The organism is Nissabacter archeti, from assembly GCF_018257325.1.
GTDB classification, from domain to species: domain Bacteria; phylum Pseudomonadota; class Gammaproteobacteria; order Enterobacterales; family Enterobacteriaceae; genus Chimaeribacter; species Chimaeribacter arupi.
On sequence record NZ_JAERKB010000007.1, the window covers coordinates 83,347 to 100,210 of the forward strand.

Sequence of the window (16,864 nt, forward strand, 5' to 3'; positions counted from 1 at the left end):
CGAACAGCGATAGCGGGCTGAATCGTTTTAATATCCTGTGAATAAAGAGTGATTTACGTTACAGAAAATGCTGCAAAAAAGTAATGATTCAGGATGTTAAGTGACACCATTCACGTTTATCAGCGCTAAAATGCCCGGATACCGGGTGCGGTGATGCCAGTCACGTTTTCCACCGGCCGCTGTTTGTACTCTTGCGGCTCGTTAGCTAAATCAATTCAGCAACAGGGTGAAGAAAATGAAAAAAGCGTGTCTGGCAGGGATGATCATGGCGGCAATCAGTGGGCAGGCGGCGGCACAAAGCTGGGTGCTGACAGATGCTGAAAGCAGTACCGAGCTGGGAAACTGGCAGGTCAGCAGCCAACAGCTGAAATTGTCGGGTGAGCCCTTCAGCCTGCAACAGAAAGTGTTGCATGGCGGCAAGCAGGAAGGCTCAAAAGTGCTGACCCTCACCAGTGAAAACGGCCTGACCATCACCCTCAGCCCGACCCGCGGCATGGATCTGTTGCATGTGAACGGCCACGGCGTGCGCCTCGGCTGGGATTCGCCGGTGGATGAAGTGGTTAACCCCGCCTATATCAACCTGGAGAGCCGCAACGGGCTGGGCTGGCTGGAAGGGTTCAATGAGATGATGGTGCGTTGCGGCTTTGAGTGGACCGGCCACCCGGTCACCAAAGACGGCATGATCTACACCCTGCACGGCAAAGCGGGCAACACCCCGGCCTCAAAAGTCGAAGTGATTGTCGATGACCAGGCACCGCATGAAATCCGTATCCGGGGCCTGCTGAAAGAGACGACTTTCAAAAAAGCCAAACTCGAAACCTGGACGGAGCTGCGCTACGTGCCGGGCGCGGACTCCTTCACCCTTCATGATGTGCTGACCAATAAAGCGGACTATCCGCATGATTATCAGATTATTTATCACAGCAACTTCGGGATGCCGATCCTGGAAAAAGACGCGCGTTTCCTGGCCCCGCTGAAATCCGTGTCGCCGTTCAATGACTATGCGAAAAAAGGGCTGGCGGACTGGAATCTCTACGGCGCGCCGACCAAAGATTTCGATGAAATGGTGTTTAACCTGGTGCCGAAAGCGGACAGCAACAGCAAAACCGTGGCGGCCGTGGTGAACAGCAAAGGGGACAAAGGTGCCGCAATTGAGTTTGATACCCGCCAGTTGCCGCTGCTGACGATGTGGAAGAACACCGATACCCAGAAGCAGGGCTACGTAACCGGCATTGAGCCGGGCACCAACTACGCCTACCCGGTGACAATTGAGAAAGAGCAGGGCCGGGTGAAGCAGTTGCAGCCGGGGCAGAGCACTGAATTTGTGCTGACCTACTCACTGTTGAAAGATGCTGACGCGGTGAAGCAGGTGCAACAGCGGATCACCCGGATTCAGGGTGACGAGAAAGTCCAGGTGGACGAAAAACCGATCGCCGTTGAGTAACGGCGCAGGCCACCGGGCTGACACGGCGTCGGCCCGGTGGGGCATTACTGGATGATCCCGCGGCGTTGCGCGTGGTTATACAGCCCGTCTCTGGCGAGGTTTTTCATTTTCACCTCACACATAATGTCGAACTCACCAAACGACAGCGCCCAGTCATTCAGGGTGTTATTGAAGTAGTAATCGGAGTGCGCCCGCAGTTTGGTCTTTGGCAGCCCCAGCACCAGCTGGTCCGGGAAACCCTGCTCCGGGATCAGGCCTTCCTGCGAAATGGAGTAGTGCAGCACCGGCCTGACGCCGCGCCAGGAGGCAATCACCTGCGCCACGCGCGGATCATCCGGCATAATGAATTCATTCTCTTTTACCCAGTGGTGGTGGATGTCCAGCACGATCGGGCAGAGAGGGGCCGCTTGCAGCACGTCATCCAGCGAGCAGGAGATCTCATCATTTTCCACTGTCAGCATCCGCCTCGCGGCTTCGCTGAGCTGCCCGAATGCTGCCTGGAATCCTGCAAACCCTTTCCGGCCATTCATATGGATATTGATTTTAAAATCCTGGAAGGTTTTGCCGTACCCCATTAAGGTTGCGCACAGCGCATGGTATTCGACATCCTCAATCGCCCGCTCGACCACCAATGGCGTATCCGATGCCAGCACTGAATATTGCCCAGGGTGGAAAGAGAGCCGGATATTATACTGCCGGGCAATCTCGCCGCAGCGGGTAAATAACGGGTATAGCTCCGGCAGGAAATCATTATAGATCGGCGTGGCTTCCGGTACGGTATATAACGGCAACAGATCGCTGCCGATGCGCATCATCCTTAAGGCTTCCGGTAATAAAGCCAATTGCTCCAGCGTTAAATAGAGGTTGGTTAAATTAACCACGGAGAGATCATAAATCAGCTTTTTCTGTTCTTCAGCAGGTAAACTGAGAAAACGCTTGCGGGTGGTGGCCCGGAACGGGTAAGCCTGTTTCAGGTCAGAATCAAGATATTTACATGCAAAGCCTAGTTTCATTATACCCCCTGTGAACGTGATATAAGTGTAACAGCTCACAGGGAGTTGGGGGAAAGCCGCGCAGAAAAGGCTGCCCGGCGTTATTCCTTCCCGGCCACGGCCGGTGTACCGGTGAAGCCGACACGGCCGATAAACGGCAAGCGCAGCGCCGGCGAAGCGATGTCCACCCCAAGATTCAGGCCCAGGATGTTGAACTCCAGCCCTTCCTGCGCCCCGGCCGTGACGCCGAGCACGCCCAGCAACGACACCTGCACCCCCCGGCCGGAAGGCGGCAGCCCTACCGGGCTAAGCAGCGGCCGGTAATCCTTGCCGATGGCATTGGACGGCAGATCCAGCGCCAGTTCAGGCACTTCCCGGCCAATGTGCGCCATAAAGGTGTTGCTGTTAGGGCCGGGCCAGGCGTGATAGGTGTGCGGGAACGGATAACGTTCGATAGCCGCCTCAATCCGCGGGATCATCGCTTCAGCATCCACGCCCTGATGGGAGGCCAGCAGCGCAGGCTGTGAGCCGAACCAGAAGCCGTCCGGGATCGCGTAGTTACGACGCACCACATTATTGCCGCCCCAGCCGATCACATCGTAGCGAGTGTATTGGGTTTCACCCGCCCGTTTAAAGATGATCCACGGGTGCAGCGCCACCTTCCCGCGCCAGCCATAGGTGGGTGCGGCATAGACTTGCACAATGGCGATTTTACTGAATGCGGCGGGGTCCGGCGCCAGGCGGGCGGAGTCGCGGCGGGCGCTCGCCCAGCTCTGGGCGGCCGGGGTTTCCCTGTCCTGCGAGGCTCTGGCAAAGCTATATCCCAGTGATAAAAAGACGATACAAAGGTAACAGAGACTAAACCATTTAAGGTAAATCATAGTGTCTTCACGGTGGGGGGGTAGTCAAACCACTAAATTACTGTAAATAAATACAGCGGGCAAGAGGCAACGGGCCGTTGCGCGATGAATATTTTTTAAGCAGTATGCAGCTCGCCTTTCAGCCGCCGCACACCGCACGTCCGATAAAAATGCGCGAAAAAACATCAGGCGAAACGCCGGAAAACGCGGAAAACCAGAACCTTAGCTATACTTATTTCCATGTTGACGCAAAACGGGGTGCCCGCATGATCAAGACAATGGAAGAACTCAATAAAGTCCGTGATGACTGCTATCGCCTGGTCACCCGCCGTTCATCACTTTCGGGGGTGGCGTCTGCCGTGCCGCTGCCGGGGATCGATGTCGGCTCCGATGCCGCGATTTTGCTGGAGATGTTACCGGCGATCAGCAAGAAGTTTGAGCTGTCAGAAGCGGATATCGAGGCGCTGGACCCAACCACCAAAGCCCTGGTGCTGACCACTGCCGGCAGCATTGGCTCCAAGGTGATCGGGCATTCAATTACCCGTGATTTGGTGATCAGGCTGCTGAAAAAAGTGGGCGTGAAAATGGCCTCAAAGCAACTGGTAAAATATGTGCCGTTCGCCGGCCAGATTATTGCCGCGGGCATTGGTTTTACCGCCATGAAATATGTGGGCAATGCCCATGTGAATGCCTGTTATCAGGTGGCGAAATCGGCCCTTGAGCAGCAGGAAAATAACGCACTCACCCGCACCTAGCCTATTTTTCCGCCTCACGCCGGTTAGGGTAAATAAAGTGGATTTTACCCTAACCGGCTATTTCCCACATCAAGGCGATCGCCTTTGTATTTATGGTTCAGTTCGCCTACGCCATCATGCTCTATCAATGTGAAAAGAAAGTCAGAGTATTTGCACAGCGCGTCCTGCATCTGCTCAATATAGTCGTGCCGGTCATAGGTGCGGTCCAGCCCGACCAGACTCTGGTTAAGGATTTTACGCGAAACATCGCTGGTGACATTGAGTGACGCCAGGCAACTCCTGGCCGTCCGGCGTAAATCGCGTGGTGAAAAAGGTTCCAGCGCCGGCATGGTCGGGTCACTGGTCATCCGCCGTAACGCCTGGCTGAGCACCACTTTGGACATCGGCGCGTTGGGCTTTTTGTTGGACGGCACCAGCCATTCACTGCCTTTACCCGCCGCAATCAGCTTTTCAATGCAGAGTTTCATGATCGGGCTGATGGGCAGACGGTGATCACGGTGGGATTTATTGCGGTTGCCCTGGTTCCACATGTTATTTTCCAGATCAAACTCGCTGACCCTGGCGCGCAGCACCTCATCCGGGCGGCGCGCGGCGGCCAGCACCAACCGGGAAGCCCAGCGGGTGGATTCGCTGACATTGTGGTAATCCCAGATGTGCCAGAACACCCAGATTTCAGCGTCTGACAGGGTCCGCTCGCGGGGCGCGGGTGCCGTGCCGCCGACTTTATTGATCGGGATGTCCCCAACCGGCGATTGCTCCAGGTAGCCCTGATAAACACACCAGGCCAGAAACTGTTTCATCAGGGAAAACACGCGCTTACTCTGCACAATTTTCCCTTGCATAATCAGCGGGTTGGTCAGCCGGTTCACCGTGACTTTGGTGATTTTTGAGATCGGCAGGTCAGCAATTTTCGGCATGACGTGGATCAGAATACAATGCACCCCCAGCTCCGGGCGGCGGCGTGTAACCATCAGTGACAACCGGGTAAACAGCATGAACGCTTTGCTGAACGGCGGATCGTTATCGGAATAATCTTCCAGCTGCTCAATCGGGGTCGCGAGTGTCGCGTTCAGGTAAGCGATGGTTTCAGCCGAGCAGTTTTCTGCGGCTTTATCTTCACTGAAGCCTTTGATCATGGCCATTTCTCCGTAAGATTTTGTTCAGCATAGCGCGCTTATGAAAATGATTCCATACCTTCCAAGTATGGAATCATTTAGATGAGTTTAGGGGGAATCTATCGCGGATACGAGGGGCAATGGAAGAGAGCTATGATGTGCCTGCACTTTCGTGATTTCTGTGTGCGAATTGCACAATTCGCCGTAATGCTTTACTAATAACAGATAACGCCTTTAGTAACTGGTAAACTGGCTGTATACTGTACATTCAAGAGGGGTAATTTATGACACATGCGGCCAAATTGAATGAGTATCAGCTTAACCTGCTTAAGCGCATCAACAACATAGCACTGGCCTTAATGCCTGAATTTGAAGACAAGGCAGAGGCCATGAACGCGGTCAGCCTGGATGATAAAACGTTAATCCAGCGTTTATACACGACGATGCTCGAGCAAAACACCCGGGTACCCGACAGTGAACTGCGTAAGGCCCGCCGTCGCCGTGAAAACCTGGAAAAATTCTACGAGCAGCTTCAGGCATTGGGCGGCACCCTCAAAGTGAATGATGTCGCGAATATTCTGGGTATTTCCCGGCAAGGCGTGAATGCCCGTGTGAAAAAGAACAGGCTGCTGGCCTTTAAACAGAACGGCGATTTTATCTACCCACGTTTCCAGTTTACTGAAGCGGGTTTACTGCCCGGCTTTGAAGAGGTGATGAGTGCCTATGATCCTGCGCTTCACCCAATGTTGATGCTGAATCATCTGAAAACGCCGATCGATGTGCATGATGAGGGCGTTTACAGAACCCCCATTGAGATATTACAGAACGGCGCAAACGAAAAAGAGATGGCCGTGTTGGTGCGTAACGCCCATCTTTTTGGTCAGCAGATGGCAGGTTAAAAAGAGGGGCGCAACGGTACCCCTCTGTCATCAGTACGGGTCTGAGGCAATCTGGAAGTTTAGCCCCTCTTCAAGCAATGCTTCGCCCGTCATATAAGATTCTGCCCAGCCAGAGGGGAATATCGCGGAGTCATACTCTTTGTATTCCCTCAATGTCCACATTCCCCCCGGTGTATCTCTGAAAGGGATCGTTCTCCCTGGCTGACGCCAGAAAGCGTAGCATTTCTTATATCGGCGATGCCTGCTGTCATAGGCGATGCCATCAAATGTTTCCCCATAGTCTGCATACAGGCGGGCCATTAACCATTGTGGTAACCGGTAATCCTCACCTTCAAGATCGCTAAAGGGGATATGCATATACTGCAAAATCTCAATCATATCAATGACTTTAACTGTCCTGAGCGTTTCCACTGCGCAGAGGTAATGCCGGTCAAGCACGGATTCCGGATAAATAACCGAACCCTCCAACTGGCATCTCCGGCCATACATCTCAGCCATCGCGGTTATCGAAGCATCAGCCGCATACAAGACGGCAATCTGCCCGCCCGGCGGGTTAAACCGGCCACATTCCCTGGCTTCCACCGGGGCTGAGTAATGGATGCCACTCTCATATTTACCCGGTTGACTGCGCATCAATGTGGTACCTGAATGCAGTGTAATAGTGGGGATCCTGCCCGTTTTTTTTAATGCAGCCAAACCTTGCTCGGCTTTTATAATGGAATTTTTAATCTTAATGTTTCCTAATTTGGTTTCTCCATTTGCTGTTTTTCTTACACGATTTCTTAAATTACCTCTGAGGAATAACTCCCCACAGAACGTTTAACCCATTAGGGTTAAACGTTATTGTACTGCACCCAGCTTCTGCATTTCGGTGGGCAAATCAACAGACCCGTGAAAAACACGCATACCTTTTAGCTGTAAAAAAGCACCAAAAAGACGCTATAAAAACACTATTTAAATACCTTTTTGGTACCAAAAAGGTGCAGCTTTAGCGCCTGTTACCCACGGCTTTAACTTGGCCTTCCCGGTGAAACATTGATTTCACCGGCAGGCGCAACTATGTTTAAAAGAAGGTGGGAGCAACAATCCCTGTTCTTTTTTCGGTTTATAAGGAGTGTAAATGTCAGATTCTAAATATATTCGTATCGAGATCTTCTCTGCCGATGAGAATACCGGCAAGACCTATAAAATCTTTACCTCCCCAACAGAGGAAAAAGGCGAGAAACGTCTCGAAGGCCAGTGCGCCTGGCAAAATACCCTGCCGAAAAATTACAGTGATGAAGAAGTCTTGCAGGAAGCCATCCAGCATTTGCGTTCGGAAGGGTTCACCAAAGAGGATATTCAGGATGTCACCTACCATTAAGTGACATTGATGCCCGGCCACCCGGTGCGGGCATACCTGGGCGGCAAAGGCTGATTTTCCCCGCTTTCCTGCCGCCACAAGGTGACACCGTCACTTCATTTCCCGCCCCCATAGTCTATGATTGTTCTGCGTATACGGTCTGAACCGGAACCGGCGGCATCGTTCCCCTTCCCTGATTCCGGCACAGCCCCGGCAATCCGTCACGGCATGCGGAACACGCACCGCGCGATGCCGTCCATTATTTTCTGGGTAAAAGAGGCAATTGAATGGAGTCCAAGTCATTTCATAAACGTTGGGGCGCTGAGTATGTGGCCGCCGACACAGTTCGCTTCCGTCTCTGGGCATCCGGGCAGGAAAACGTCACGCTCAGGCTTGCCGGCGAAGAAATTGCCATGCGCCCGGCCGGTGAGGGGTGGTTCGAACACCAGGCTACCGGCATCGCACCCGGCACCGAATACCAGTATCAGCTGGCCGACGGCCTGACGATACCCGACCCGGCCTCCCGCGCGCAGAAAGCCGATGTGAACGGCCCGTCACTGGTTATCGACCCCACCCGCTACCACTGGCAGCACAGCGGCTGGCAAGGCCGCCCGTGGGAAGAGACGGTGGTCTACGAGATGCACATCGGCACCTTTACGCCGGAAGGTACCTTCCGCGCCGCGATCGAGAAACTGCCCTACCTTGCCGAACTTGGCATCACCATGCTGGAAGTGCTGCCGGTGTCGCAGTTCGGCGGCAACCGGGGCTGGGGGTATGACGGCGTATTGCTTTACGCCCCGCACTCCGCCTACGGCACGCCGGACGATTTCAAAGCCTTTGTGGATGCCGCGCACGGCCACGGCCTGTCCGTGGTGCTCGACATCGTGCTGAACCATTTCGGGCCGGAGGGCAATTACCTGCCGGCCCTGTCACCCGATTTCTTCCATAAAGATCGCATGACGCCCTGGGGCGCGGGCATCGCTTATGATGTCGCCGCCACCCGTGACTACATTGTTGAGGCGCCGCTCTACTGGTTGCAGGAGTTCCACCTGGACGGCCTGCGGTTCGACGCCATCGACCAGATCGAAGACAGTGCGGACAAACATGTGCTGATCGAGATTGCGGAACGCATCCGCACTGAGATCACTGACCGGCCAATCCACCTCACCACCGAAGACAGCCGCAACGTGATTTTCCTGCACCCGCGCAATGAAGACGGCAGCACGCCGTTGTTCACCGGCGAATGGAATGATGATTTCCATAACGCGGTGCATGTGCTGGCAACCGGTGAAACCCACGCCTATTACCAGGATTTTGCCGACGAGCCGGAAAAACGCGTCGCGCGGGCGCTGGCCGAGGGCTTTGTCTATCAGGGCGAAGTCTCGCGGCAGAAAGGCGAGAAACGCGGCGTCGACAGCACCGGCCAGCCGCCGCAAGCCTTTGTGGATTTTATCCAGAACCATGACCAGATAGGCAACCGCGCCCAGGGCGAACGGCTGATTTCGCTGGCCGGGGCCGCGCGCACCAAAGTCCTGCTGGCAACACTGCTGCTGTCGCCGCATATCCCGCTGCTGTTTATGGGCGAAGAGTATGGCGAGACCAACCCGTTCCTGTTCTTTACCGATTTCCAGGGCGATCTCGCCAACGCGGTGCGCGAGGGGCGCGCCAGGGAGTTCGAGGGCCACGCCGGGCATGAGGGCGAGGATGTGCCCGACCCCAACGCCGAAAGCACCTTCACCCTGTCAAAACTCGACTGGGCAAAACCCGCCGGCGCAGAGGGCAGCGCCTGGCTGGATTTCACCCGGCAACTGCTGGCCCTACGCCGCGAGAAGGTGGTGCCGTTGCTGGCCACCGCAGGTGGCCGGTGCGGCAAGGTCATCACGACCGCAGAGGGCTTTGTGGCCGTGAGCTGGACGTTCCCGGCCGGCACGCTGTCGATGGCGCTGAACATCGGCGACAGTACCCGGCCCCTGCCGGACCAACCGGGCGAGACGATCTTTGCCTGGCCAAAGGCGGGCAATGACCTGCCGCAGCATTCTATTCTTGTCCGTTTTTCCCAGGGAGGTTCCCAGTGACGATACCCAGCGCGACGTACCGCATCCAGTTCCGTAACGGCATGACCTTTGACCGCGTGGCAGGGCTGGTGCCCTACCTGAAACGGCTCGGCATCAGCCACCTTTACGCTTCACCGATCTTTACCGCCACTGCCGGCTCCACCCACGGTTATGACGTGACCGACGCCAACGAGATCGACCCGGCGATTGGCGGCCGTGAGGGCTTCGACCGCATGGTCAAGGCGCTGAAAGCCGCCGATCTCGGCCTGATCCTCGACATCGTGCCGAACCATATGGCGGCCTCGCTGGAGAATGCCTGGTGGTATGACGTGATTGAGCACGGCGAAAAAAGCCGGTATGCGCGCCATTTTGACATCGACTGGTCGCGTCGTTTGACCCTGCCGTTCCTGGGCGACACTTTTGAGGCCGCGCTGGAGAACGGTGAAATCACGGTGAAACGTGACCCGGACACCGGCAAACCGGCGCTCGCTTATTACGAGAGTTTTTATCCGCTGAACCCGGAAACCTGGGCAGATCGCGAAGACGAGGTGCTGGCACTCACCGACCCTGCCGCGATTGCGGCGCTGCATGAGCGCCAGCCCTGGCGGCTGATGTCATGGCGTGATGCGCCGCGTGACCTCTCCTACCGCCGTTTCTTTGAGATAACCGGGCTGGTGGGCGTGCGGGTGGAAGAGGATACCGTCTTTGACGACACGCACCGGCTGATCCTGGAACTGGTGCGTTCCGGCGCGGTGGACGGGCTGCGGGTAGACCACGTGGACGGGCTGGCTGACCCGAAAGCCTATCTTGAGCGCCTGCGCCGGGAAACCGGGCCGGAATGCTACCTCACCGTGGAAAAAATCCTCGGCGAAGGCGAGCAGTTACCGGCGGACTGGCCGGTGTCCGGCACCACCGGCTATGAATTCGTGGCCGCGCTCTCAGATGCCCTGGTGGACGGCGGCAAGCTCGATACCCTGCGTGACGCCTATGACGAGGTAGTGGGCAAACCGGTGGACATGAAAGCCGAATTGCGCGCCGCCAAGCTGCTGATGGTGGACCGGAATTTCGAAGGGGAATTCACCACGCTGCTGCGCATTGCGCTGGAGATTGCCGGGGCACAAGGCAGCAAACAGGATGAGCAGGCAGTACGCGCCGCGCTGCGTGAGCTGCTGATCGCCTTCCCGGTCTACCGCACCTACGGCACCCAGGCCGGGCTGCCGCCGGAAGGCCGTCAGTTGCTGCAAAAAGTCGTGAGCAAAGTCAACGCCGGGGCACATGCGCCCGATCCGGCGGCGCTGGCGTTTATCAGCCAGATCCTGACCGGCGAGGTGTCAGATGCCGCAGCCGCGCAGGCGGCAACCTTCCGCACCCGCTTCCAGCAGCTTACCGGCCCGCTGATGGCAAAATCGGTGGAGGATACGCTGTTCTTCCGCCAGAACATGGAGCTGGCGCTGAATGAGGTAGGGGCAGAGCCGATCCCCGGCGACTTCTCGCTTAAACGCTTCCATGCGGAGATGAAGACCCGCCTTGATCATCAGCCGGATGCACTCTCCGGCACCTCGACGCACGACACCAAACGCGGCGAAGATGCCCGCGCGCGGCTCTACACGCTCACCGAAGCCCCGGCGCGCTGGGCAGAGTGCGTTGCCCGCTGGCGGCAGATGAACCAGTCGAAAGTCTCGATGCTCGACGATGGCGCGGCCCCCAAAGCCGCCGGTGCCTGGATGCTCTATCAGGCGCTGGCCGGTGTCTGGCCGGTCAGGCTGCAACCGGCTGATGCCGCGGGCCTGAAGGCGCTGGAGGAGCGGTTCCTGGCATTTGTGGAAAAAGCGTTGCGGGAGGCGAAACTGCGCACCGACTGGGCCGACAGCAATGATGCTTACGAAGAGGCGGTGCTCAACTATACCCGCCACCTGCTCTCCCCGGACAACCCGGCCTTTTTGCAGGATTTCGTCAGCACCCTGCAGCCGTTTATCCGTGCCGGGCTGGTCAACAGCCTGACGCAGACGGTGGTAAAACTCACCGCGCCGGGCGTGCCGGATATTTATCAGGGCAGTGAGGCGCTGAACTTCAGCCTGGTTGACCCGGACAACCGGCGCGAGCCGGATTTCGCAGCCCTGGAAAAGATGCTGGACGGCTTTGAGAAGCCCACGGCGGCCACGGAGCAGGACTGGCTGAGCGGCCGGGTGAACCAGCACGCGATTGCCAAAACCCTGCGGTTACGCCAGGAGAAACCGGCGCTGTTCCGCAAAGGTGATTACCTGCCGCTCACCGCCACCGGCACCTGGGCGCGCAACGTCATTACCTTTGCGCGGGTAAATGGCGACGATGCGCTGATCGTCATCACCCCGCGCCTGGTGCTGGGCCTGCTTCAGGAGAGCAACAGCCTGCCGCACAAGCAACGCTTCAGCGGGACGGCCATCGCCCTGCCGGACGCGCTGGCCAACCGCCGCTACCGTGACATCCTCAGCGGGGAGGAGATCGCCCTCACCGACCGCCTGACGCTCGAGTCAGTGGATTGCTGCTCCGCGGTGATCCTGGTCAGCCTGCCATAACGGCACCGGTAACCCACACAGGCTGAATACCGGACAGGGTATTCAGCTTTTTTTACGGCGCTTCCCGTCAATTTTCCCGCTGGGGAAGGCCCTCCCTTTTACGCTACACTGCTCACCCTGCCGTTTGCCCGGCGTGCAATACCGGGTAAACCAGGGCTGTGCGCCACTATGTATGCCATCGTGAAAGAGGGAACCTGCCGTGCTGAAAGAGAATTTTAATGAGTTGCTGACATTTCTGATGGTGGCGCGGGAAAAAAGCTTTACCAAAGCGGCCGCAAAACTCGGTGTGTCCCAGTCCTCCCTGAGCCATTCCATCAAAGCGCTGGAAGCACGCCTGAACACCCGGCTGCTGACCAGAACCACCCGCAGCGTAGCACCGACAGAGATCGGCGAACGGCTGATGGCCTGCCTGGAACCGCGCCTGGCCGATCTGGAACAGGCGCTGGCGTCGGTTATCCAGTTGAACGGCATTGCGGCCGGGAATATCCGCCTTTCTGCGGGTGAACACGCCGCACGCAGCCTGCTCTGGCCAAAACTGAAGCCGTTTCTGCTGGCGCATCCGCAAATCAATGTCGAGCTGGAAGTCAATAATGGGTTTGTCGATATCGTGGATGACCGCTTCGACGCGGGCGTCCGGCTGGGTGAGAGCATCCATAAAGATATGGTGGCCGTCAGGATCGGGCCGGATATGCGCATGGTGGTGGTCGGCTCGCCCGCCTATTTTGCGGCGCACGGCACCCCGCAGACGCCGCACGAGTTGCAGCAGCACCGCTGCATTAATATGCGGCTGCCGACGGCCGGGGGGCTGTACCATTGGGAGTTTGAGAAAGACGGTAAGCCGCTGCGCGTCAGGGTTGAGGGGCAACTGACCTTTAACCTGTTGTCTGAGCGAATCGACGCAGTACTCTGCGGGTTTGGGCTGGCCTTTGTGCCCGAAGACATGGTGCAGGACGCAATAAAATCCGGGGCGCTGGTGCAGGTACTGGAGGCATGGTGCCCGCTTTTTCCCGGCTATTACCTCTACTACCCCAGCCGAAAACAGCATCCGGCGGCGTTTGCCCTGATGATTGAGGCGCTGCGCTATACGGAATAATGTGGGGTACGCCGGTTAATCCAGGTGTACCAGCCTGATATTTTTTGCTTTAAACGCATCCAGTATTCCAGCTGGCAGCATTGGCTTAGCCCCCCTCCGCAATAGTCAACAGTCGACGCTTTCTGTTCTGACAAAGGAAAATATTCTTTCCTCACTTTTGAATACAGCTGCTCCCGGTCGCTTCTTTAGCCGGCGATACCGAATGCTGTCATGAGCCCCCTCCATTAATCGGGCAGCAAGGGCATTGCTGCCGCGATGCTGCTCAGTTCTGCATCGCTAGGCCTTTAAGACGTTTTAGTGCTGATTTACCTACACTATTTTGGCGATATTCCTAAAATTCAGCATGCCGGAATAATGGATGGCGGCGGCATCCTGCGGCATTTGATTTTCTCAACAGCGTCACCGATCAGAATGCCATCTCGTTGTGCCGCCTGCTTGCGCGGGATACCGGCCTCCTGCTGGGTGGCTCCTCAGGCGTGGTCATCTTCAGCGCATTGATGGCGCTGCAGCTTGACGATATTCAGTCAGTGATGGCGATAGCACCCGACTCCGGCATTAATTATCTGGAACAGTTCTACGACGATGAATGGCTGGCGGATAAAAAGATGCCGTTACTGTCATGCGAGCAACTGAGGCAGCAGCTGACGTTAAGCCTGAAGGCATTTGATGCCACCCTGGACGTCGTGAAATGATCGTTGAACTCAGCCGTAAAGCGCTGTTGCGGCTTGATCCCGAAACCGCGCATCACCTTGCCATCCTCGGCCTGCGCCGGTTTGCGCCGGCTCAAACTCTCCGCATTCCTGATGGGCTTTCCCTGAACGTATGGGGAAAACACTTTACCCACCCCGTGGGGATGGCCGCAGGCTTTGACAAAGATGCCGAGGCGTATCAAGCGCTTGCCCGCCTTGGGTTCAGTTTTGTGGAGGTAGGCTCAGTCACCCCTCAGCCTCAGCCGGGGAACCCCCGTCCCCGGTTGTTCCGCCTGAAAGATGACAGAGCCATTATCAATCGCTATGGGTTTAACTCAAAGGGTATGGCGTATGTGCAGCAACGTCTCATCAACCACAAAGGTGACCTCACGCTGGGAGTCAATCTGGGCAAGAATAAGACCTCTGCCAACGATATGGATGATTTTATCAAGGGAGCGGAAACGCTTATCTCATTTGCGGATTACCTGACCATTAACCTCTCTTCGCCCAACACACCGGGATTAAGAGATCTTCAGCAGGCGGCCTCGATAGATCCCTTGCTCAGGAGACTGGATACCTTAAGGCAGCAAAGGAAACCGGGGTGCCCTCTGCTGATTAAGCTCTCCCCGGATATGGCACCGGGTGAAGAATCCGAGCTGCTTGCCTATTTAGCGCGATCTGTGGTTGATGGGATTATCATCAGCAATACCACCACCAGCAGGGATAGCCTTAATAATCTGCCTTCACATCTGCAAACAGGGGGCTTGTCAGGGACACCGTTGCAGAAAAAATCGCGCGACATGCTGCAAAGGGCATATACGGCCATCGGGAACAGTAAACCTATTATCGCATCCGGGGGCATTAACAGCGGCGAAGAGGCCTACCTGCGAATTTGTATGGGGGCCACACTTTGCCAGATATATACGGCCTTTATTTATGATGGCCCCTCCCTGATACCGGCCATGCTTAAGCAAATGAAAGCGTGCATGCAGCGGGACGGGTTCAGCTCAATTGACCAAGCCAGAGGATCATATTATGTCAGACGCACAGCATGAATTTGCGGATTTCTTGATTAGCAGTGATGTGGTTGAATTCGGGGATTTTACGTTAAAGTCCGGCAGGAACAGTCCTTATTTCTTTAATTTCGGCAAACTCTCCAGTGCCCGTCTTCTTAATAAAGCCGCCTGGTTTTATGCGCGTTTTATTTCGGAGAATAACTTATCCCCTGAGGTAATTTTTGGGCCGGCTTATAAAGGGATACCCCTGGGCGTCGCCATTGCGCTTTCTCTTCAGCGTGATTTCCACACCGAGGTAAATTACGCCTTCAACCGTAAAGAGATAAAGAGCTATGGTGACGGCGGGTTAATGGTTGGCGCCGCTTTGCAACATAAAAGAATAGTCACTGTTGATGATGTCATTACGTCAGGGATGACCATTGACGACAGCATTAAGCTGATACGGGCTGAAGGCGGCCTCCCGGCGGCTTATCTCGTGGCGCTTGACCGGCAGGAGCGCGGGGCGGAGGGCTCCGGCTCTGCGCTGCAACGTGCGGCAGCGCGGCTTAATATTGATATCTATTCGATAACCACCATTGGTCATATTGTGTCGTGTTTAAGAGACGCGCCTGACGCACAGGGCAAAGTAAGAAAGATAGAAATTTACCTCAAGGAATTTGGCGCGGAGTAATAACATGCCTGAACACGTCGCGACAGAGACATCAGTGAATTACATTGTACAACTTGAGAAGATTACCTGTCTCCGGCAGTCAGAAGAGATCAGCAGCGAGGCGGTAAAGGGGTTGTCTGCGCGTATTCTCTGTGAAGGAATATGGACCACGGTTATCCCTGTTGAGTGGGCATCAGGCTGGGTGATGGACGGTAATCACAGATTAAACGTGGCCCGGCATCTGGGGTTAACACATCTTCCCGTGGTCAGACTGCGTTATGACGACCCGCGGGTAAGTGTGCTGAGATGGGATAATGAAACACCTTACCCAACGACTCAGATTAGTGCCGAGATAGCGCGCAGAGTACTGCTGCCTTTTAAAACAACGAAGCACCGATTTAGTCCCTTGCTGCCGGAGGTGCGGATTTCTTTGAATGAATTGCGTATAGGCTGATACTTATTTAAACCCAAGGCCGGGTATACGCTGAATTGGCTGTGGAAACAGGCAGGGTTATCGTTATTGGGCCCGCCGGGAATAATCAGCCTGCGCCTTGTTCAGGTGGCAGAGCGCGCTGCGCGTATTTGTTTCCGGCGGGCGCTGCCTGTCTTTTTCAGAAGAGCATTCCGCGCCGTTAATTCAGCAGCGTCATATTAACCCAGGGTTATTATCCGGGGCGGCATTAAAAAAGAACGTATCTGGTACGCCAGCCAGGCATTGCCATAATGAAGCCTCTTGTAGGAATTGTGTGGGGACTGGCTGGAATATTTTGTGATAATCTGAGCGGGAAATGTATATCGTGTTCTGCTTTTTGGAAAGGAAGAAATGAAGTATGCGCGCAGCTGTTTTCTGCGGATCGGCTCACGGAACTGATCCCGCTTTTATTAAAGAAACTGAGCGCCTGGTTCAGGCGATGGCTGACAGGAACGTCAGCCTGGTTTATGGCGGCGGCCACGTTGGCCTTATGGGAACGCTGGCGGATACGGCCATCGCGTCCGGTGTTCATGTTATTGGGGTTATGCCACACTCGCTGGTGAACCATGAGCTGGCGCATCGCGGTGTCAGCGAGCTGAAAGTCGTCAAAGATATGCATGAACGTAAGTCAACGATGGCTGAAAATGCAGATTTCTTTATTGCACTTCCCGGCGGTGCCGGTACGCTGGAAGAGATATTTGAAGCATGGACCTGGGCGCAACTGGGCCTGCATAATAAGGCCTGTGCCTTTTTCAACGTGAATGGCTATTTTGATTCCCTGTTTACCTTTTTTGAACGCATGATCGATGACGGATTCATGAAAAAAGCGTATTCAGAGATGCTTATTATCGCAGATGATCCTGATGAGCTGATTGAAAAGGCGCTGTCATACACGCCGCCACCACCGAAATGGGTGCGCTGATGGCAGT

Annotated in this window: 16 protein-coding genes; 12 read left to right on the forward strand and 4 right to left on the reverse strand. The window is 55.7% G+C overall.

Translation table 11 applies throughout. The annotated features are described in order from the left end of the window. The first annotated feature begins 235 nt into the window (after positions 1-235). Positions 236-1,444 (forward strand): aldose 1-epimerase family protein, encoded by a 1,209-nt coding sequence (locus tag JK232_RS10730; protein ID WP_212589163.1) that lies wholly within the window; start codon positions 236-238, stop codon positions 1,442-1,444. Between the two features lie 44 nt (positions 1,445-1,488). Here JK232_RS10730 and JK232_RS10735 read toward each other — a convergent pair whose 3' ends face one another. Both JK232_RS10735 and JK232_RS10740 read right to left on the reverse strand, forming a co-directional pair. Further along, complete coding sequence (locus JK232_RS10735) at positions 1,489-2,457, reverse strand: apurinic/apyrimidinic endonuclease family protein (RefSeq protein WP_072929232.1); 969 nt, start codon at positions 2,455-2,457, stop codon at positions 1,489-1,491. Positions 2,458-2,537: 80 nt separating this feature from the next. Beyond that, positions 2,538-3,317 carry a DUF3750 domain-containing protein gene (locus JK232_RS10740; protein ID WP_072929233.1) on the reverse strand — a complete coding sequence of 260 codons (780 nt, stop codon included), beginning with the start codon at positions 3,315-3,317 and terminating at the stop codon, positions 2,538-2,540. A gap of 245 nt (positions 3,318-3,562) precedes the next feature. Between JK232_RS10740 and JK232_RS10745 the strand changes: the two genes are divergently transcribed. Further along, positions 3,563-4,051 carry a hypothetical protein gene (locus JK232_RS10745; RefSeq protein WP_072929624.1) on the forward strand — a complete coding sequence of 163 codons (489 nt, stop codon included), beginning with the start codon at positions 3,563-3,565 and terminating at the stop codon, positions 4,049-4,051. 44 nt (positions 4,052-4,095) lie between these two features. On the opposite strand, the gene JK232_RS10750 is transcribed toward JK232_RS10745, so the two are convergent. Beyond that, complete coding sequence (locus JK232_RS10750; protein ID WP_072929235.1) at positions 4,096-5,187, reverse strand: tyrosine-type recombinase/integrase; 1,092 nt, start codon at positions 5,185-5,187, stop codon at positions 4,096-4,098. Positions 5,188-5,450: 263 nt separating this feature from the next. On the opposite strand from JK232_RS10750, the gene JK232_RS10755 reads away from it, so the two are divergent. Then, on the forward strand, positions 5,451-6,065 hold the full coding sequence (locus JK232_RS10755) for a MerR family transcriptional regulator (protein ID WP_101829180.1): 615 nt from the start codon (positions 5,451-5,453) through the stop codon (positions 6,063-6,065). Positions 6,066-6,095: 30 nt separating this feature from the next. Here JK232_RS10755 and JK232_RS10760 read toward each other — a convergent pair whose 3' ends face one another. Further along, the gene (locus JK232_RS10760) at positions 6,096-6,698 is read right to left on the reverse strand and encodes an RES family NAD+ phosphorylase (protein ID WP_212589164.1); all 603 of its coding nucleotides are present in this window, start codon (positions 6,696-6,698) and stop codon (positions 6,096-6,098) included. A gap of 487 nt (positions 6,699-7,185) precedes the next feature. Here JK232_RS10760 and JK232_RS10765 point away from each other — a divergent pair, with 487 nt between their 5' ends. The 9 genes from JK232_RS10765 to JK232_RS10805 all read left to right on the forward strand — a co-directional run bounded on the left by JK232_RS10765 (position 7,186) and on the right by JK232_RS10805 (position 16,857). Then, a complete protein-coding gene (locus tag JK232_RS10765; RefSeq protein WP_072929239.1) occupies positions 7,186-7,428 on the forward strand; it encodes a hypothetical protein in 243 nt (80 codons plus the stop codon). Positions 7,429-7,694: 266 nt separating this feature from the next. Then, positions 7,695-9,482, forward strand: a complete 1,788-nt coding sequence (treZ, locus tag JK232_RS10770) for a malto-oligosyltrehalose trehalohydrolase (protein ID WP_212589165.1) — start codon at positions 7,695-7,697, stop codon at positions 9,480-9,482. Further along, positions 9,479-12,016, forward strand: coding sequence for a malto-oligosyltrehalose synthase (gene treY, locus JK232_RS10775; protein ID WP_101858383.1), 2,538 nt, complete (start codon positions 9,479-9,481; stop codon positions 12,014-12,016). Before treZ ends, treY begins: the two co-directional genes overlap by 4 nt. Positions 12,017-12,215: 199 nt before the next feature. After that, complete coding sequence (locus JK232_RS10780; RefSeq protein WP_101855142.1) at positions 12,216-13,109, forward strand: LysR family transcriptional regulator; 894 nt, start codon at positions 12,216-12,218, stop codon at positions 13,107-13,109. Between the two features lie 422 nt (positions 13,110-13,531). Further along, positions 13,532-13,801 carry a hypothetical protein gene (locus JK232_RS10785; RefSeq protein ID WP_212589166.1) on the forward strand — a complete coding sequence of 90 codons (270 nt, stop codon included), beginning with the start codon at positions 13,532-13,534 and terminating at the stop codon, positions 13,799-13,801. Then, complete coding sequence (locus JK232_RS10790) at positions 13,798-14,853, forward strand: quinone-dependent dihydroorotate dehydrogenase (RefSeq protein ID WP_212589167.1); 1,056 nt, start codon at positions 13,798-13,800, stop codon at positions 14,851-14,853. Before JK232_RS10785 ends, JK232_RS10790 begins: the two co-directional genes overlap by 4 nt. Beyond that, positions 14,834-15,484 carry an orotate phosphoribosyltransferase gene (gene pyrE / locus JK232_RS10795; protein WP_101829166.1) on the forward strand — a complete coding sequence of 217 codons (651 nt, stop codon included), beginning with the start codon at positions 14,834-14,836 and terminating at the stop codon, positions 15,482-15,484. The genes JK232_RS10790 and pyrE overlap by 20 nt, the downstream gene beginning before the upstream one ends. A 4-nt stretch (positions 15,485-15,488) precedes the next feature. Beyond that, positions 15,489-15,917 (forward strand): ParB N-terminal domain-containing protein, encoded by a 429-nt coding sequence (locus JK232_RS10800; RefSeq protein ID WP_072929251.1) that lies wholly within the window; start codon positions 15,489-15,491, stop codon positions 15,915-15,917. A gap of 376 nt (positions 15,918-16,293) precedes the next feature. Beyond that, positions 16,294-16,857, forward strand: coding sequence for an LOG family protein (locus JK232_RS10805; protein ID WP_212589168.1), 564 nt, complete (start codon positions 16,294-16,296; stop codon positions 16,855-16,857). Positions 16,858-16,864: the final 7 nt, after the last annotated feature.